The organism is Hahella sp. NS-SX17 (assembly GCF_057367735.1).
The window spans coordinates 2017365-2036883 of record NZ_CM170632.1 but is presented as its reverse complement, the minus strand read 5'-3'; the positions used below and the strand labels follow the sequence as shown (position 1 = coordinate 2036883).

12 protein-coding genes are annotated in these 19519 nt (G+C 58.3%); 7 read left to right on the top strand and 5 right to left on the bottom strand.

From position 1 onward, the window contains the following. Positions 1–10 precede the first annotated feature (10 nt). Positions 11–1414, bottom strand: coding sequence for an FAD-binding oxidoreductase (locus tag AC2IBB_RS09220; protein WP_486332586.1), 1404 nt, complete (start codon positions 1412–1414; stop codon positions 11–13). Positions 1415–1782: 368 nt separating this feature from the next. Between AC2IBB_RS09220 and serA the strand changes: the two genes are divergently transcribed. Together serA and AC2IBB_RS09210 are read left to right on the top strand one after the other, a co-directional pair. Beyond that, positions 1783–3012, top strand: coding sequence for a phosphoglycerate dehydrogenase (gene serA / locus AC2IBB_RS09215; RefSeq protein ID WP_486332585.1), 1230 nt, complete (start codon positions 1783–1785; stop codon positions 3010–3012). A gap of 310 nt (positions 3013–3322) precedes the next feature. After that, the gene (locus AC2IBB_RS09210; protein ID WP_486332584.1) at positions 3323–3994 is read left to right on the top strand and encodes a response regulator; all 672 of its coding nucleotides are present in this window, start codon (positions 3323–3325) and stop codon (positions 3992–3994) included. Positions 3995–4008: 14 nt separating this feature from the next. On the opposite strand, the gene AC2IBB_RS09205 is transcribed toward AC2IBB_RS09210, so the two are convergent. Then, positions 4009–5847: a sensor histidine kinase gene (locus AC2IBB_RS09205; protein ID WP_486332583.1), complete on the bottom strand. Its 1839-nt coding sequence runs from the start codon at positions 5845–5847 to the stop codon at positions 4009–4011. 429 nt (positions 5848–6276) lie between these two features. Here AC2IBB_RS09205 and AC2IBB_RS09200 point away from each other — a divergent pair, with 429 nt between their 5' ends. Beyond that, on the top strand, positions 6277–12165 hold the full coding sequence (locus AC2IBB_RS09200; protein ID WP_486332582.1) for an alpha/beta fold hydrolase: 5889 nt from the start codon (positions 6277–6279) through the stop codon (positions 12163–12165). Positions 12166–12386: 221 nt separating this feature from the next. Here the strand turns inward: AC2IBB_RS09200 and AC2IBB_RS09195 are convergent, their stop codons facing one another. From AC2IBB_RS09195 to AC2IBB_RS09185, 3 genes are read right to left on the bottom strand one after another with little or no spacing between them, the layout of a single operon-like run. After that, the gene (locus tag AC2IBB_RS09195; protein WP_486332581.1) at positions 12387–13922 is read right to left on the bottom strand and encodes a tripartite tricarboxylate transporter permease; all 1536 of its coding nucleotides are present in this window, start codon (positions 13920–13922) and stop codon (positions 12387–12389) included. Next, complete coding sequence (locus tag AC2IBB_RS09190) at positions 13922–14359, bottom strand: tripartite tricarboxylate transporter TctB family protein (protein WP_486332580.1); 438 nt, start codon at positions 14357–14359, stop codon at positions 13922–13924. Before AC2IBB_RS09190 ends, AC2IBB_RS09195 begins: the two co-directional genes overlap by 1 nt. A 5-nt stretch (positions 14360–14364) precedes the next feature. Further along, positions 14365–15351 (bottom strand): Bug family tripartite tricarboxylate transporter substrate binding protein, encoded by a 987-nt coding sequence (locus AC2IBB_RS09185; protein WP_486332579.1) that lies wholly within the window; start codon positions 15349–15351, stop codon positions 14365–14367. Between the two features lie 338 nt (positions 15352–15689). Between AC2IBB_RS09185 and AC2IBB_RS09180 the strand changes: the two genes are divergently transcribed. Genes AC2IBB_RS09180 through AC2IBB_RS09165 form a run of 4 tightly spaced genes read left to right on the top strand, consistent with a single transcriptional unit; the run spans position 15690 to position 19482 of the window. Further along, the gene (locus AC2IBB_RS09180; RefSeq protein WP_486332578.1) at positions 15690–16361 is read left to right on the top strand and encodes a response regulator transcription factor; all 672 of its coding nucleotides are present in this window, start codon (positions 15690–15692) and stop codon (positions 16359–16361) included. Next, the gene (locus AC2IBB_RS09175; protein WP_486332577.1) at positions 16351–17784 is read left to right on the top strand and encodes a sensor histidine kinase N-terminal domain-containing protein; all 1434 of its coding nucleotides are present in this window, start codon (positions 16351–16353) and stop codon (positions 17782–17784) included. Before AC2IBB_RS09180 ends, AC2IBB_RS09175 begins: the two co-directional genes overlap by 11 nt. After that, complete coding sequence (locus AC2IBB_RS09170; protein ID WP_486332576.1) at positions 17774–18907, top strand: ABC transporter substrate-binding protein; 1134 nt, start codon at positions 17774–17776, stop codon at positions 18905–18907. Before AC2IBB_RS09175 ends, AC2IBB_RS09170 begins: the two co-directional genes overlap by 11 nt. Beyond that, positions 18904–19482 carry a helix-turn-helix domain-containing protein gene (locus AC2IBB_RS09165; RefSeq protein WP_486332575.1) on the top strand — a complete coding sequence of 193 codons (579 nt, stop codon included), beginning with the start codon at positions 18904–18906 and terminating at the stop codon, positions 19480–19482. The genes AC2IBB_RS09170 and AC2IBB_RS09165 overlap by 4 nt, the downstream gene beginning before the upstream one ends. The last annotated feature ends 37 nt before the right edge of the window (positions 19483–19519 follow it).

Genomic DNA, 19519 nt, shown 5'->3' with positions numbered 1-19519 from the left:
GTTTTCCCGTTTAGATATCCAGCACTTTGCCGGGGTTCATCACATTGTTGGGATCAAACGCCACCTTGATCGCCTTCAGGTAAGCGATCTCCTCTGGAGCGCGGGTGTATTGCAGATAGTCCTTTTTCAACAAGCCTACGCCATGCTCAGCGGAAACGCTGCCTTGATGACGCTGCACGGTTTCAAACACCTGAGTGTTCACCGCTTCGCATTTGGCGAAAAACTCTTCCTTGGCCAGTCCTTCCGGCTTCAGGATATTCAGGTGCAGGTTACCGTCGCCAATGTGGCCAAACCAGATAATTTCGAAATCCGGGTAGCGGCTGGCGACAATTTCGTCGATTTCCGTCAAAAACCCGGGAACTTTGCTGGGAACAACCGAAATATCATTCTTATAAGGCGTAAACTTGGAAATGGTTTCGGAAATATCCTCGCGCAGACGCCATAGGTTTTTAGCCTGGGTTTCGCTCTGGCTGATGACGCCATCCACCACCCAGCCGTTTTCCATGCATTCTTCGAATACGCCCATGGCTTCTTCCAGGGTTTCTTCCGTCAACGATTCAAACTCCAGCAGCGCGTAAAACGGCGCTTCGCCTTCGAAAGGAGCCGTCACATCGCCGTTAGCCAGAACATGACGCAGAGCTTTATCGGAGAAAAATTCGAAGGCGGTCAGGTCGATGCGACGGGAAAACGCCTGTAAAACATCCATCACATGATTGAAATGGCTCAGACCGAGCACCAGCACCGTGAGGTTTTTAGGCTGGCGGGTCAGCTTCATGGTGGCTTCGGTGATAAAGCCTAAAGTACCTTCCGCGCCGATAAACAGGTGGCGCAGATCATAGCCGGTGTTGTTCTTGGCCAGACCTTTGTTGAGTTCCAGTATATCGCCTTTGCCGGTAACCACTTTCAGGCCGGCCACCCAATCGCGACTCATCCCCCAGCGGATCACCTTGATGCCGCCAGCGTTAGTGGACAGGTTGCCGCCGATCTGGCTGGAGCCTGCAGAGGCGAAATCCACGGGGTAAAACAGCCCCTGTTCCTCGGCGAAGTTCTGCAATTGCTCGGTAATCACTCCGGCCTGACAGACTAACGTGCGGTCAGCGGGATTGAAGCCGCTGATTTTGTTCATGGCGTCGAACGCCACCACCACCTCGCCAGAAGCCGCTACGGCGCCGGCGCTCAACCCCGTGCGTCCACCGGACGGCACCAGGGCGAAACCCATTTCATTGGCCGCCAACACAATCGCCTGCACTTCTTCCGTAGTTTTGGGCAACACGACGGCGACGGGATCGGGCTCGTATTTCTTGGTCCAGTCCTTGCCGTACGCCTGCAATGAATCCGCATCCGTCAGCACTTTGCCGGAGGCGACAATGGCCTTAAGCCTTTCAACTATCTGTTCCGCCGCAACCTTACTCATAGAATTTCTCAACAGCACCTTGTAATCAGCGTCCGGAAAACCGCGTCGCTACGGCAAGCGCAGCCTTTCTCCCACTGGGTTGGAGAGACATTGGTCAACCGGCGATTTATATGAATATGCGAGTTCAAAAAGCGGCGATTATGGTATCATACGCGCCCTGCGCTGTAGATCCCTGATGCGATTTATGTCTGAATCCGGGGGTTGGTCACCCACAGCAGAGCCAATAATGCTAAGCGCCTGTGGCGGAGCTTGTCGGCGCCGTTCCCAGCCTAAAACCAGAATAACGATTGAGGCGGCCCGGGAAGCCTTTCTGATTTAAGAACTTAGCGGCGGAAATAAGTGCGATTACACAAAAGGTCCGAACCGATATGACACAGACGTCCTTAGACAAGAGCAAGATCAAGTTCCTTCTTCTCGAAGGTGTGCACCAGTCTGCGGTAGACACCCTGCAGGCGGCCGGCTACACCAACATTGAGTATCACAAAGGCTCTCTTCCCGAACAGGAACTGAAAGAACGCATCGCTGACGCCCACTTCATCGGAATACGCTCCCGCACCCAGCTCACTGAAAACGTGCTGGAGGAAGCGAAAAAGCTGATCGCTATCGGCTGTTTCTGTATCGGAACCAACCAGGTCGACCTCGACGCAGCGCTGGCGAAAGGCGTCGCCGTCTTCAACGCCCCCTACTCCAACACCCGCTCAGTCGCCGAATTAGTGCTGGCGGAAGCCATTCTGCTGTTGCGCGGCATTCCTGAGAAAAACGCATCGGCGCACCGCGGCGGCTGGTTGAAGCACGCCAAAGACAGCTATGAAATCCGCGGCAAAAACCTGGGCATCGTCGGTTACGGCAGCATCGGCGCACAGTTGAGCGTCATGGCGGAAGCCATGGGGATGAAAGTTTACTTCTACGACGTCTCCACCAAACTTCCCCTGGGCAACGCCACCCAAGTGGATAACCTGAAGGAATTGCTGGCCATCAGCGACATCGTCACCCTGCACGTGCCAGAGACGGCCAGCACCAAAGATATGATGGGCGCAGCGGAATTCGAAGCAATGAAGGACAAGAGCATCTTCATCAACGCCTCCCGCGGCACCGTGGTGGATATCGACGCCCTGGCGGACGCGCTGCGCGCCAAGAAGCTGCTCGGCGCGGCTATCGATGTATTCCCGGTAGAGCCTCGCTCCAATGACGAAGAATTCGTATCCCCCCTGCGCGAATTCGACAACGTCATTCTGACGCCTCATGTCGGCGGCAGCACCATGGAAGCCCAGGAAAACATCGGTCGCGAAGTCGGCGAGAAGCTGGCCAGGTATAGCGACACCGGCGCCACCGTAACCTCCGTCAACTTCCCGGAAGTGTCTCTGCCTTCGCATCCGCAGAACCACCGCCTGCTGCACATCCACGAAAACGTGCCGGGCGTGCTGTCCGAGATCAACAGCGTATTCTCCGACAACGGCATCAACATCTGCGGTCAGTACCTGCAGACCAACGATAAAGTCGGTTATGTGGTCGTGGACGTGAACAAGGATTACAGCGATCTGGCGCTGCAAAAACTTAAGTCCGTCAAAGGCACCATTCGCTGCCGCGTGCTGTTCTAAGCCCCTCAGCGCAGCAAAATTCGACGCGGCTTGAGCATCTTGTACATAGAGAAGCGGCAGCGTCAAAAAAACGGGCGCGGTGGATAACCATCGCGCCCGAGCTTCTTCTCAGAGAGATGACTGTCAGTCCCCACCCGTCGTATCTCCTGTCTCAGGTTCAGTTATACGCCTCCTGCTTACTTCCGCCTATCCACAGTCCCGCCTAAACCAAAGTTTAGGGACAAAGAAATATCGATTTTATTGTTGCGCTGGGCCAGCATTACTACACTGGAAATCAAAGCGTATACGCGAGTTCGGCAAGGGGAAAAACATGGAAAGCACTCATTGCGCTGACGTTCGCGCCCTTCTGGTCGATGACCATCCGATAGTGATCGACGCACTCTCTACATCACTGCTGGCGCTAAAACTGTGTAATTGGATAGACAAGGCCAACACGCTGGCGGAAGCCAAGGAAAAACTGGCCAACGACGCAGACTTCAGCCTGGTGTTGCTGGACCTGCACCTTTCTGATGCAGAGGGCGTACACGCCATGATGACCCTGCGTGAGTTCTATCCCGACATTCCCATCATTATCTTTTCCGGCGACGACTCCACTGAAACCATCGCCAAGGCGTTTGAATATGGCGTACGCGGTTACGTGCCGAAGAACTCGCCAGTGGAGGTCGTAGTCAGCGCGGTCAAAGTGGTGCTCGCCGGCAGTTGCTACATTCCCCCGCACGCAATTCGCATGCTGGGCTTCGAGCCGGCGACCGGAACGGCGGCCATCGGCAATACCGCCGTGGAATCCCGCCCTTATTTCTCTCCCCGCCAGGAACAGGTGTTCCACTACTTGCTGGAAGGCATGCCCAACAAAGTCATCGCCGCCCGTCTGGATATGGCGGAAGGAACGGTGAAAACTCACATGAACACTATTTTTAGAGCGCTTGGCGTACGCAACCGCGCGCAAGCGATACTAAAAGCGCGGCAACTGGGAGTGATCTGAGCCCCTGACCGCAGTTAATGCTGCGACACCGATTCAATCCAGGTTTGCAATTGGTGCGAAGAGATGGGTTTGGTGAGAAAGCTGAACCCGCTCGCCTGCAGCTCTTTTACCCGCTCCGGCTGCACATTGCCGGACACCAGCAGCATCTTCTCCTTGGGCATCTGCCGTGACAGGCTATCGGCGATATCCAGTCCGTCTTCGCCTTTGCTCAGCATATCGTCGAGAATCAGCGCATCCGGCCACCCCTGGCTGCGATGACGCAGCGCCAGCAACTCATCTTTGTTGGCGACGATTTCATAACGGCATCCCCAGGCGTCGAACTGAAAGGAAAGCGCTGACCTCACTAAGGGATCGTCCTCCACCAGCCAGACGTTGATATCGAGAAAAGCGTTGTCCGGCGCATCGGCGTCGCGATGGCTGGGCGTCAGGCCAGAGTATTCCGCCAAGGGCGCGTAAAAGGAAAAACGCGATCCCTCGCCCGGTGAAGACTGCACCGTGAGCCCTGCGTCAAGAATCTCATTGATGCGACGTACAATCGCCAACCCCATGCCAATGCCCTTGTCCCGATTGCGACTGGGATTATTCAATTGCACAAAATCCTCAAAAATACGCACTTGGTCGTCCCGTTCGATACCCGGTCCGGTATCGCTGATGGTGAAAGCGACCCGGCGCCCCTCCACCGACGCCGCCACACTGACTTCGCCTCTATGAGTGTAACGGATGGCATTGGAAATCAGATTGTTAAGCAGGCGACTCAACAGCTCCAGATCGGAATACAGGCTCACCTGCGTATAGCTGCAACGCCAGGCCAGTCCTTTGTCCTGGCACAGCGGCAGGAATTCCGCCTCCAGCGGGCGCATCACCTCATCCAGCGACAGCGCCTTCATATTGGGCTGAAACTTGCCCGCCTCAAAACGGGACAAATCCAGTAAATTATTGAAAAGGGTGCGCAATACTTCAATCGCCTGTCGTTGTTTGCTGACAATTTCCTGCGCCGTCTCACCCATGGGCTGATAGGAAAGCGTGTCCGTCAGCAGCGACACGGCATATAAAGGCTGGCGCAGATCGTGGCTGGCGGCGGCCATGAAGTATGTTTTGGCTTTGTTCGCCTCCTGCGCCGTCGCCAATGCTTCCTCCGCTTTTTTGCGCTCCGCCTCGACCTTGTTCAAAAGCGCGTTTTTCTCAAAGCGCATGGCGACGCTTTCCGCAAAGGTGCGGCTGCTTCGACGAACGGAGCTGATCATCAACAGCGTCAGCGTCGCCAACGGCGCGGCGATGCGAAGCTCATCCACGCCTTGCAAAGACCAGTACAGGATCGGCTGCCCCATCAACAGGGGAATGGACAGCAGAAAAGAGCGATAGTCGGAGGCCAGATTGACCATGGCGCCCACCCCGTACAAGCTGATGGCCAGCGTCATGAAAAAGGCGACATTATCTGTCTCCACTGCGCCAAGACTCCAGATACCGGTCCCGACCAGCGCCTGATTGAGCAGGCTGCTGCGCAACAGCCTTCTGTCGCTACGCAGGATTTCCGGGAAGGTCATGCTGTCCAGGCGGCCCATGATCTGACGGCTGATCTGCAAACGCAGCACTTGCGCCGCGGCCACCGGCCCCACCCACAGCAAAATGCGCGACAAGGGAGCCTGATCCCAGAGCATGAACAAAAAGATCACCATGAGCAGGAAGACGCCCTGTACCGCAGGCAGCGTCTGTTGGCAGCGGATTTTGACCGACTCGATGAGGTGGGCGCGCTCAAACTCCTCCGGCGCCCTCCCTATGCGAGTGGAATCATCGACTTTCTGCTCTTGTCTCACCTTGCTCTCCGGGCTGGGTTGAGAACGCGTATCATCCATCGACGAGCGTCACGCCTCGCTCTCTTAATCTTAGAAGACTTTGAGTGCGCCGCTGCGATTCGATTTCAGTTTAACAGCAGAATTTTTGTCGATTGCAAGTAAACCTAGGTTTAGTCCTGTCGTTTATTCCTTTCTGTGTATTCAACCTGTATTTTGATTAAAAATTAACCAAATCGAATTTGCGCTGTACTCTGATACAAGCAGTCCCCTAACAATAATGACCAGATCGATGCGAAAGCCGAACACATCCCCTTATCGGTCAACATCCTGTCGATCACCACAGTGCGACTGACGCACTGACGTAGCCCTCCACCCTGGAACCAGAGCGGCGAAGTCCAACGCTTTCGAGCGCCTGAACTCACAGTCGAAACGCCGCCGAACGGACATCAACCTCATACCAAGTCCTTTGCTAGGGAAGGAGTTCCGGTCATGCACTCTTATCTTTCCGAACCACTCGAAGCCTTAATCAAAGACGCCCGGCCAGAAACCCGGGTGCACGACACCGACGTGCTGGTTATCGGCTCAGGTTATGGCGGCTCCATCGCCGCCATGCAACTGGCGGGCGCCAGGAAGCCTGAAGGCGATTCCGTGTCAGTCACAGTACTGGAGCGAGGCAAAGAATATCGTCCAGGAGATTTTCCAGAAGCCCTGGGCGATATTCCCGGCCACATGCAGTTATTAAAGTCCGGCTCCAACCGGCCGATCGGTTACGCCGACGCGCTTTATGACTTTCGTATCGGCGCAGACGTGGACGTTTTAGTAGGATGCGGACTTGGCGGAGGCTCTCTGATCAACGCCAACGTCGCCCTGGAGCCAGACTCAGACACCCTGACCCAAGCCGCCTGGCCGCGAGAGTTTCGAGAGCATCCGCTGCTGCTGGACGAGTATTTTCAGGAAGTGCGCAGACTGCTTGGGGTTAACCCCCAGGATCAGGCCGCGCGCGCCACGCTGAGCAGTCTCCCCAAGTTTCAGGCGCTGAACAGGCTCGCGAAAGCGGTCAAGGCGTCGGTTGAACCAGCGCCATTAACCGTGAGCTTTCATGCGGGAGCCAACGCCATCGGCGTTGAACAGTCGAGTTGCAATCTCTGCGGCAACTGCGTTTCCGGATGCAACCAAGGCGCGAAGAGTACGCTGACCATGAACCTGATTCCTCTGGCCAAAGCGCGAGGCGCCAAATTCTACACCGGCGCCACCGTCCTGACTATGGAGCCCATCGCCGCGCCGGAAAGCGCAATGGTCGAGAACGCCAACGCAAACCCGCGACGCTGGCGGATACGGGTGCGGCGCACCGCTACGGAAAAGAACAGCCTGGCGGACGAGGTGTATTGGATAGAGGCCGCCATCGTCATTCTTGCAGCCGGCGCCCTGGGCAGCGCCGAGATCCTGTTGCGTTCCCGTGACTCCGGCCGGTTGCGGCTGTCCGACAGGCTGGGAAAACGTTTTTCCACTAATGGAGACGGCTTCGCCTTGAGTTATGGCCAGGCCGCTCCCGTCAATGCGATAGGGAAATCTGATCAGGATCTGCGTCGCGCCCAGGAAAGCGCTGTCGGCCCCACTATCACCGCTGTCGCGCGCCCACTAGCGCGTCACCCGCATACAGGAGCGGAGGTGCGCTTAACCCTGGAGGACGGAGCCGCCCCTTATGGCGTGGCGCGCATTGTTGGAGAAATCGCCACCACCGGCGCGCAATTGAACCGTTTGACCAACATGACGCTCCCCGCCTGGTTCCTGAACGCCAGTAAAAATGGCGTATTCAAAGACCCGCTGGCCCATCATCCCGGCGCTATGGACAACTCGCAAATCCTCTTGATCATGGGAGACGACGGAGCCGCCGGCGGCCTTTCCCTGCGCGCCAGCGACAATCTGGCGCAACAAACCAATGCTGACTTTTCCCGTATCCGCGTCGACTGGCCCAAGGCGGCGGAGAATGCCTGCTTAACCGCGGCGGACGCCCTGTTACGGGGTCAGGACAGAAAGCAAGGCTTCGACGGAGGCCAGTACGTCCCCAATCCGCTCTGGAAAACCTTGCCGGACGACGCCACTACAGTCATGAGCGGACAGCTTCCCGGCGGCCGCGTCATTACCGTGCATCCATTAGGCGGCTGCGCCATGGGCGATGGTCCCGACACTGGCGTCGTCAATCATTACGGCCAGGCTTTCAAGGCCGACTCAGGCGCCGAGAGCGTCGCCGCCCCCGCGCTGCATGAGGGACTTTATGTGCTGGACGGCTCCATCCTGCCCACTGCCCTGGGCGTCAATCCGTTCCTGACCATCGCCGCGCTGTCTCTACGCGCCGCCGGGGCGATCCGAGAGCAACGGGGCTGGCTCGCTTCAACCCTTGCGCAGGTCTCACGCAACGCCGCCAGGACACAGCAGCTGGCGCAGCCTGTACCGGACAAGGCGCCAGTCAAGCCCAACCAGACCGTAACGCTGAGCATCAGCGAGCAAATGTTCGGACGCCTGCAGGAACAAGACATAGACGCCCCCTTACCCAAGTGGGTGCAAACCTGGATCGGGCAATGGGCCGCTGCCCTCCCCGCAGAAGCCCGCCCCGCCCATAGCGACGCGACGCGGCTCACTGGCGATCAGGGACTGATTTTCAAAGTGGAAACGCAGATAGACGACCTGCATGACTGGCTGCAGAAACCAGGCGAGGAACTGAGAGCGACGGCAAAGCTGTATTTGAATCCGTTAAGCGCGGAACAAACCGCCAAGATGCACATCTACGGCCTGCCTCCTGAACTGTTGAAAGACGCCATTCCCATCGCCATCGGCGAGGGCGTAGTGCGTCTGCTGCACTGCGACACTCCCGGCCCCTGGACCACCGCCTTGCGCGGCGTTCAAGCCCTCAACGCCTATCGAACGCGCCGCCAGTCTCTCTCGGGATTCGTCATGCGACAGCTCAAGCAGCGACTCAGCCACTGGGACTCGTCACAGGACGCTCCTGCGCCTGGGTTGTCCGAACAGGCCAGGGGTTTCTGGACGGTCGCCAAACACCATGCGCAATACCGTCGCATGAGTTATGACTTTCAATTCAGGCCTAACGCAACGAATGATCGCAATCCCCGCTTCGAGGCGCGCCCCGGAGAAATGATCCGTCTGCGAGGAGAAAAACGGCTGGCCTGGAAGAATGGCGCACCCAGGCTTTGGCGCGCACTGACCAATCTTCCCATCGAGCTGTCTCACGAACGTCATGGCGCCGCCGCGACAGGCTCACTGTACGTGGACATGGAGTACATGTCGGAAAGGGGGCTGACCCAAGTGGTCAAATCCCCCAATCTGCCGGAGTCCGCCATGGCGGCGGCGGGATTGGGCATGTTATTCCTGCGTTGCCTGCTGCAAACACAGTTCTGGGACTTCGGATCGCCCCACTATCCCAGTAAATCCATCACGTCCAACCCGCATCCCCGGGCGCTGCGCGTCGCGGATAACCGGATAATCAGCCCCCAGCGCACAGAACTCAGCGTGCCTTTAAATGATGCATCCTCAGAGCAGATCAGCCTCGTTCTCACCCGTTATCCGCAAACTAACGCTCAGCGGCCAGGTCAGCCTGCGCTGCTTATTCACGGCCTCGCTCAGGGCAGCCTTATCTACTGCTCCGAAGCAATTCCGGAAAATCTGGCGGTCTACCTGTGGCGCGCCGGCTTTGACGTCTGGCTGCTGGACTACCGCCTCAGCAACGCCCTCCCCGCCCCCGTTCCCATGCAAGGCTGGAGCATCGAAGAAATCGCCCGCTACGACATACCCGCCGCGGTGGGCCACATTCACAGGGTTAACCCGGGTAAGATCAACCTGTTCGCTCATTGCGTCGGCGCCACCGCCACCACGATGGCCATTCTCAAAGGCTGGTTGGATGACTCCGCCGATCCCTTTATTGGTCGGGTGGCTTTCAACGCCATTCACCCCTGGATCATCCCATCTCCGGTCAATCGCAGTCGCGCCAAGTTGGGCAGCTTCCTGCGCGACTCCATCAATGACGCTCAGCTCAACCCCATCCCTCACCCCAATCCCAGCGCTTTCGACTCCATGTTCGACCGTCTCGCATTCTCATTCGCGCGCCTGGGTGAATTGCAGGAGACGGAGGAAGGCAGAGCGCGCAACAACGGCGAGACGCATGCGCACAGCGACCATGCGCCCGATGGCGGCGTAGAAATATCTCAAGGCATCTGCGACAAAATGAGCTTTCTGTATGGCCGGATGTGGCGGCACGACCAAATCTCCCCCGCCACCCACAAAGCCTTTCAAGACATGCTGGGACAGGCCCCCGGCGCCGTTTATCGTCACCTGTATTACTTCGCGCAACAGCAAAGGGTCACGTCAAAGGACGGTGAAAACAAGTTCCTTACCCCTTCCGCCGTGCGCAAACACTGGCGTTATCCCACCCTGTTCATTCATGGCGAGCAAAGCAAGGTCTTCAATCCGCAGTCCGCCACCCGCTCAGCCATCCGCCTCAGCGAGATGCTGAAAGGCCACACGCCAGCCCCGCCAGTCCTGCTCAAGCGAGTGCCTCATTACGGCCACATGGATGTTATTCTGGCGCAAAACGCTTACCAGGACGCCTTCCCCAGTCTGCGCGCCTTTTTCAGCGAGGATACGGAGCGCCTGCGCCATTCCGCCGGTGATAACGCAGCCCTCCATCATAGGCTGTTCGACCGCTATGGCGCCGCCGACGACCTTCACGCCGTCAACGCCAACCTGTTCAGCGCAGGACCGGTCATCCGCGGCGCATGGATTGACAACGCCGAGCTCGGTCGGCCCCGCATTGTCTTGCGAATATGGGCGGAGCTTTCCGACCTGGCCGATCTGGCCGACGCGCAGGCCAAGCTAACCCAACGTCTGGCGCTGGAAGGCGCAGAGCTGGTTCAATGCCAGTTCTGCGCCGCCAATGATCCCCACCATTTGCTGCTGGATGTAGCGGTGAAAGTCGATGCAGCCCAGGAACGTGATCTGCGGGTCCGCTTCAGCCTCACTCAGCGCCAGTTCGATCCAGAGACGCAGCAGGCGTTATCGCAGACCTTGCGCATTCCCGCCTCCGCGGGCTGGCTGCGACGTCTGCGCGAACGGTGTCTGCATCGCGGCGCCAGTCCCGCCATGCGCTTTCTGGTGGGATCATGCCGCTATCCGGGCGCAGTGCTGGAGCGGGATCTCGCCGACCAAGCGTTCGTCGGCATGGGACGTCAGATCAGGGGCGACGCGCAGTCGCCCGGCGCGGACTCGGTGTTTTTTATTGGAGATCAGATATACGCAGACGCTACAGCCGACTTGTTCGACAATACGGCGCTGAAAGAACGCTATATCACAAGCTACCGGGAAGCGTTCAACTCGCCCAATATGCGTGAGCTGTTGCAGCTCGCCCCCACCCACTTCACCGTGGACGACCATGAGTTCAGCGACAACTGCTCGGGTCGGCCGCCGCAACGGGAGGCGCATCTCAAGGAACGCGAACGCTTTGACTTCGCGCTCCGCGCCGCACGCAGTTTTCAATGCAGCGGGCGACAGGCGGACGCCATGCTCTGGTACCCGCTAGGCGTCAGCGCCCAAAGGGAGTTCGATTGCCCCGCGTTCGTCATGGACACCCGCACCGAACGGCGCCTTCGCAGCGCCGGCGACGATGGGGCGCAGGCGGAAATGGTCGGCGCCCAGCAGCTCGCCGCGCTGGCCGCCTGGTTAATGGAGGCGCAACGTCTGGCGCCGGAACGGCCCAAGTTTATCTTCTCCGGTAGCGTCATCGCGCCAGTAGAGAAGCGCCTCGTTCAATATCCTGACCTGTGGCGCAATCACGATGGATGGTGCGGCTATCCCCATACCTTGGCGGCAGTGATGACACTGATCTACGAGCGACAGATCGCCAATGTCGTCTTTGTTGGCGGCGATCAGCATCTCTGCGCTCTGGCGCGCATGACCCTGGCGAACCCTGCGGATCAGACGGTGTCGCACCGCAAGCCCGTCACCCTGTGGCAAATCATATCTTCCGGTCTGTACTCACCGCTGCCTTTCGCCAACGCCAACCCTAAGGACTTTGAATGGGAAAGCCCCATCTCCGTCCCTATGCACGGCTCCCAGTTGCAATTACAGGCGGAAGCGCGTTTGTTGCGGGCGGATAAATCCCAGTTTGTGCGCGTGGACGCCGGGCCTGCTGGAGAGAGCTGGACGCTTGAAGTCCGCGTCTGCGATCCGGAGGGCTCCGTAACGCCAGTTGCGCAGCCGACTGAGCTGAAAGACAGTGAATTGACGGATGGGAACAGAGCCTGGCGCATCAGACTGACGGCTAACGTCGAGACGGAGCCGGGTAAACCAGTGCGCCCAGAACCGGCGTAAGCGCTGACTGAAAAAATAAGGGCGGCAAAAGAGAAAGAAGGGAAAGAAAGGCTGCGACGGCGAAAATCGGGGCCGCGCAGCCAAGGCAATGGAAACTATGACTTTAACAGGAGGAGAGCGGGCATAGTTTCCACACCGAGGAAAAAGGGTCTTTCGACCCAAAAATGGGACCAAGACTTACAATCAAATCTCAGTTGCGCGCCCATCCCTGGACGCCGGGGTCAGTCGGCGGTCACCGCCTCGTCCACTTCATGATCCACACCCTTCATGCGCCTACGCAGAATAGGGCCGATGATGTAGGGAGCAATAAGACCCACGCCAGCAACACACCAAAGCGTGATGGACAGACCGCTACCCCAGAGGATGCTCCAGTCGCCGTCCGACAACGTCATGGCGTGCCGCAGGTTTTTCTCCATCTCCGGCCCCAACAGAGTGCCCAGAATGACAGGCACCAGAGGGATCTCGACCTTGCGCAACACATAGCCGAGCACACCGAAGAAAATCATGAAATACAGGTCAAACACGCTGTGGCTGATTGAATAGACGCCGACAAAAGCGACCATGGTGACAATCGGCAACAGGTATTTAGGCGGCACGGAGAGCAGCTTCACAAACACGCCGACCAGCGGAATGTTAAGCAACAGCAGCATCAGGTTGCCGATCAGCAGCGCAGCGATAACGCCCCAGACAATATCGCCATGCTGCTGGAACATCAGTGGGCCGGGGGTGATATTCATGGATATCAACATCGCCAGCAGCACCGCCGTGGTGCCGCTACCCGGCACGCCCAGCGTCAGCATGGGCACCAGCGCGCCATTGGCGGCGGCGTTGTTGCCCGCTTCCGGCGCCGCGACGCCGCGGGGGTCGCCTTCTCCGAACCTGGCTTTCTTGCCCAGCATCCGCTTTTCCAGGGTGTAGCTGACGAAGCTGCCCAAAGAAGCGCCGGCGCCAGGCAGAACGCCCGCCAGAAAACCAATAACGCTGCCGCGCAACGAAGTCGGCATGATGTTGGCGAAATCCTTGAACTTCATCTTCAGTTTGTTCATTGCGATCATCTTGCGGCCTTCGCCCGCATGCGCCTCAATGAAAAACAGCAACTCCGATATGGCGAACAGGCCCACGATCAGAATGATGAAGTCCACGCCTTCATACAGCTCCAGCGTATTGAAAGTAAAACGTTGCACGCCGGTGTTCATATCGATGCCCACCGTCGCCATCATCAGGCCCAACGCCGCCGCCAGGATGGTTTTAACCGGATTCTTGCCGGTTATCCCGCCCAGAGTGGCGAACGCCAGCACGAATAGCGCGAAGTATTCCGCCGGACCAAAGGTCAGCGCGAAATTGGCCAGCCAGGGGGCCAGCAGAATCAAGCCGATCGTAGCGATAACGCTGCCGATGAAGGAGGCCACCGCCGAAATCGCCAGCGCTTCCGCGGCTCTGCCGCCTTGCGCCATGGGATAGCCGTCCAGACAGGTCATCATCGCCGGCTCATCGCCGGGAATATTCAGCAGAATCGACGAAATACGTCCGCCGTACATGGCCCCGGCGTACACCGAGGTCAACATGATCAAGGCCGTTTCCGGTTTCAACCCGAGGGTGAACGCCAACGGAATCAGGATCGCCACGCCGTTGGCGGGCCCCAACCCTGGCAGTGCGCCTATCAGGGTGCCCAGGAAGCAGCCGAGGAGCGCGAACATCAGGTTTTCCGGCGTCAGGGCGACAGCAAAGCCCTGCATCAGAAAGTTCAAGGTTTCCATCAGCTTACCTCCAGTACGCCCAGGGGCAACGGCAATTCAAGCACGTAGTTGAACAACACGAACACCACGACGCCGCCAATCAGGCCGGACATATAGGCCGGGAACTTGCGGGCGCCCATGCGCCAGCTCAGTGTGCCAACCGCCAGAGTCGTGGTAATGATGAAGCCCAGCGGCTCCAGCAACACGCCATACAGCGTCAGCACCACCACCGCCACCACCATTTCCACGCCAGTGCGGTTCCAGGGCCAGTGATTGTCCGGGTCGGGACGCAGCATCAGGTAGAGACTGCTCAGACCAAGCACTACCGACAGCAGAATCGGGAAGGTCTCGGGCCCGACCGATTCATTGCCGCCGAAGGGCTCAGGCAGCTGATGCGCGCCCCAGCCGTACGCGACGGCGAGGACGAGCATCACTAAACCGAAAATACGGTCATTCATGGCGCTTAACGGATCAAGCCAATTTCTTTAGAAAGCGCTTGGATGTCCGAGATTTGCGCTTTCACGAAATTGTTGAATTCAGCGCCGCTTTTATGGAACGGCATCAGTCCATTTTTCTCCATCAAGGATTTCCACTGCTCGCTGGCGTAGATCTTGTCGATAGCGGAGGTCCAGTACTCTTTTACATCAGCCGGCGCGCCGCCAGGGATGTAGAAACCGCGCCAGTTAGGTGCGACAGACTCAATGCCCTGTTCACGCGCGGTGGGGATATTGGCGAATTTACCGGGCAGACGGTCTTCGGACAGCACCGCCAATACACGCAGGTCGCCGGATTCGAAGAAGCCCTGCACCTCAGTGATGTCGCCAGTGAACGCGTCAACGTGACCGCCTACGACCTGAGTCATGGCTTCGCCGCCGTTGTTGTAAGACAGGTAGGGGATCTTCGGCAGATTACCGACGCCCGCCGCTTTCGCGCTGATCAGCACTTTCAGGTGGTCCCAGCCGCCATTGGCGCTGCCGCCTGCGAATTTAACGGAGCGCGGATCTTGTTTCAGCGCCGCCATCAGATCGCTCAGGCTTTTATAGGGAGAGTTCTTGGAAACAGCGATAACGCCATAATCAGCGCCAATCGCGCCAACCCAGTTAACCATTTCCGCGTTCATGCCGGGATACTGGCCCTGGGCCAGGCGAGTCGTTGTGGCGGTGGATGCTGCGACAACCAGGTTCTGGTCGTTCTTACGCTTGCTCACGGTGTGCGCGAAGGCGACGCCGCCGCCTGCGCCAGCCATGTTAATGGTCTGCACGTTGCCGGGAACCAGCTTCAGCTCCTCCATCACGTTGCCGACGCTACGGCAGGTGAAATCCCAGCCGCCGCCAGGGTCCGCAGGGGCGATACATTCAACTTTGCCTTTTGGTTCGTAGGCCATGGTCAGGGTGGCGCTGACTGTCAGAGCGGCGGCCACAAGCATTTTTATCGGAGTTCTGATTGTCATTATTGTTACCTCACACAGGTTACAGGAATTGATTCGATCGCAAATATATTGGTTTTGCCCTTTTGGGGCTACCGGCGTCCGCCGTCCTGCTTATTAAGCCGGCGGGATTCCAAGGTCTGGGGGGTGGGATTGTCGAAAAAGATACGTTGTGTTCAAGTCACGCTCCTATTATTTTTGTTGCGCTTTATGTTTAGTCGCTCGTTGCAGCTTTCGAAACCTGGTTTCGATTACCTCTCCGGCGACCTATGCTTGATATGGAACAGGTAATGACTGCATCCTAACTGTTAAACCTGTCATTAACCTGTCACGTCCTGATTCGAAAAAAGTGAAGTCGGCGCATGCATATCCTTGTTGTAGAAGATTCAGAATTGTTGGGCGAATCCATCCAGGCGCGATTGCAGAAAATGGGCCATGGCGTAGATTGGGTGAATAACGGACGCCAGGCCAACGGTTTGTTGCAGCATCAGCAGTTCGATCTGATCATATTGGATCTCAACCTGCCGGAGCTGGGCGGCGAGCAGATTCTGACGGAGTTGCGCAAGCGTAAAGACACCACGCCAGTGCTGATTCTCACCGCCCGGGAACAGGTGGATGACCGCATCAAGCTGCTTGACGCCGGCGCTGACGACTACCTCACTAAACCTTTTGATTTCGGCGAACTGGAAGCGCGCTGCCGGGTGCTAATGCGGCGCAATCAAGGCTTCTCCAGCAACCTCAGCCGACACGGCAACCTGTCTTTCGACCGCTCCGCCAAAGCGGTGTACGTCAATGATGAAAAGCTGGACCTTAAGAACCGCGAGTTCCGCCTTCTGGAAGTCTTCCTCGGTCACCTGGGCCGGGTCATGAGCAAAGAAGAGCTGGCCGACCGCCTGTTCGCGTTTGATGAATCCCCTGGTCCCAACGCCATAGAGCTTTACATTGCGCGCCTGCGCAAAAAGCTCGCGGACGCCTCCGTTCAGATACGCACCTTACGGGGACTGGGGTATCTGGCGGAATGCGATGATGACTGATTCGCCGTTGCGTCCGGATCAACCCGTCTCATTACGTAACCGGTTGATCCTGGGGGCCGTGGCGCTGATTCTGGTGCTCGGCACGCTGGCCATCATCGCTATCGATGGTTATGGCAAGCGGGCGGCGGAATTATCTTACGACCGGCTGCTGGCCAGCGCCGCTTTCCAGATTGCGGACGCCATTCATGTGCGCGACGGCGTGGTGGATGTGGACTTGCCGGTGGCGGCCTTTGAAACCCTGGCGCTGGCGCGGGATGATCGTGTGTTCTATCGCATCAGCGGCCCCCGCGACGCCTATCTCACTGGCTACGCCGACCTGCCCCGCCCCGAGGCGGATCAGGGATTCAGCAAAGGCGGCGCGCGCCTGATTCAGCAGCGCTTTTTCACCAGTCGCTACCTGGATGAACCTGTGCGCTTCATCGTATTGCGCCGTTTATTGACGGAGGCGGACATCACCGGCTACATCACCGTGCAATTGGGGCAGACCATCAACGCCCGCGCCGACCTGGCGGAAGACATCACCGGTAAAGGCCTGCAGTTAATCGCCATTGCTTCCGTCATCGCACTGGGGCTGCTGGGCTACGGCATCAAGCGCGCCTTCTCGCCTCTGGATCAGATCGAACGGGAGCTGGCTGCGCGCAACCCGACCGATCTGACGCCCTTGCACGTCACGCCCATCAAGGAAACCTGGCGCTTACAGCAAACCATCAATCATTTCATGCGGCGCCTGCAGGACACGCTGGACCGCATGCAGCGCTACACTGGGGAGGCCGCCCACCAGATCCGCACACCTCTGGCCGGGTTGCGCGCAGCGCTGCAGAACCTGCGCGACCATCCCGATATCGACGACCCCAAGCCCGTGTATAACCGCATCATGCAATCCGTGGATCAGCTCAACACCACCGTGTCGCAACTGCTCAATCAGGCCACCATCACCCATCGCCTGCAAAGTGAGGCATTGCGGCGCATCGAACTCAACAAGGTGGTGAAAGAGGCCTGCCTGGAGCTGGCGTCGCACGCCATTAACGAAAAAGTGGAACTGGCTTTTGAGGCGGACGCCGAGGACACGACTTTGCTTGGCGACGCTTTTGCGTTGAAGCAACTGTTCCGAAATCTAATAGAAAATGCGGTCAGATACAGCCCGGTCGATGGTGTGGTGGAAGTGCGCGTATATCAAAACGCAAACCGTTTTTTTGTGGAAGTGAAGGACAACGGCCCCGGCATTCCCGTTGAATTCCGCGACAAAGTGTTCGCCCGCTTCTACCGCACGCCTGCCGCCGCTGGCGTCGGCAGCGGACTGGGGCTCGCCATCGTGCGGGAAATTGCGGAGCGCCATAATGCGGAAGTGGGACTGATGGATAACCATCCCCAGGGCCTGACAGCGCGAGTCGGTTTCCGCAAGGAGAACGTCCATGGCGAATAACCGCTTCGTTTTTTTTCGCGCCGGCTCGCTGTTTTGGGCGCTCCTGTTGTTCGCCGTCATCAGCGCCGCCTCCGCGCAGGCGGCGCCAGGTCCGCTGCCGGTCGTGCTTTACCCTGCGCAACAGAAGCCGGTCAGCATACTCAATATTCATGCGGTGCTGGATTACGTGGTGATGAATCCCATCATCAAGGCGTTTCAGCAGCGTTATCCCAATGTGGAAATCCGACTGATTGAGTTTGAGACCGCCGACCTGTTCCAGCACACCGTGGAAGGCTCCTCCCATACGACGGAGCCGTCGGACGCCATTGTCGGCGACCTGCTGATCAGCTCGGCGATGGACCTGCAGGTGAAGCTGGTCAACGACGGCTATGCGCAGCGCTATGAGTCGCCCTACACCCGTCGCATTCCCGACTGGGCGAAGTGGCGTAACGAGGCCTTCGGCTTTACTTTCGAGCCGGTAGTGACCGTGGTGAACACCAAGTTGCTGCCAGGCCCGCCGCCGCAGGATCGCCAGCAATTGCTGGAGTTGATCCGCAGCCAGGGCGAGAGTCTGGCGGGGAAAATCGCCACCTACGATATCGCCCGCAGCGGCGTCGGCTACCTGTTCGCCGCCCAGGACAGCCAACAGGCCACCACCTACGGCCGGCTACTGGAAGCCTTTGGCACGCACTCGGTGCAACTGGCCTGCTGCACCGGCGATATTCTCGACGGACTGGCTTCCGGGCAATACGCGATCGGCTATAATCTGCTGGGATCGTACACCAAGGCCCGGCTGGCTTCGGCGCCGAATCTGCAAATGATTCTGCCGGCGGACTACACTCTGATCATGACGCGCATCGCCTTGATTCATAAACATGCGGTCAACACACAGAACGCCCGGGATTTCCTGGACTACCTGTTATCCCCGGCCGGTCAGCAGACTCTGGCCAGCGAGTCGAAACTGTATCCCATCGACCCGGGCGTGCATGGCGAAGTCACTGCGGACTGGCTGAACAAACATGCGCCGGGACCGCTGAAACCCATTACCGTGGGACCACAGTTACTGGTTCCGCTGGATAAATTAAAACGGCAACGCTTTCTAAGCGAGTGGCGCCGATCTCTGGAACGCGAAACGAAACAATGAAAGACACTGATTTAGTCGCCAGACTGGGCAAACGCATTCAACAGCTCAGGAAGTCAGAAAAACTGACCCTGGAGCAACTGGCGCAGCAATCCAACGTCTCCCGCTCCATGCTGTCGCAGATCGAACGCGGCCAGGCGAACCCCACCTTCGCCACCCTGTGGAACCTCACCCGCGCCATGGGCATCGAGTGGTCGGAACTGGTGGACGAAAGCGAGGGCGTCTCCCACACTCCCATCGAACATATCATCGCCGCGCAGACGCCAAAGATAGACAACCCCCAGGGCGGCTATCACCTGAGTATTCTCAGTCCGCCCCATCTGGTGGGCTCCATAGAGTGGTACGAGCTGCGCATGCGGCCGCAGGGCAAGCTGGAAAGTCAGGCCCATACACAGGGCTGCATGGAGCACCTCACCGTACTGAGCGGTCAACTCGAAGTGGTCAGCGGCAACCAGTCGCAACGGCTGGCGCAGGGCGACACCGCCCGCTATCACGCCGATGTCGCCCACACCATTCAGAATCACGGCGACAGCGACACCATCGCTCTTCTTGTCGTGATGAATCACAGCCATCGCTAGAGCCAGTCGCCGTTTTGGCGCGGTCACGCGATAACCT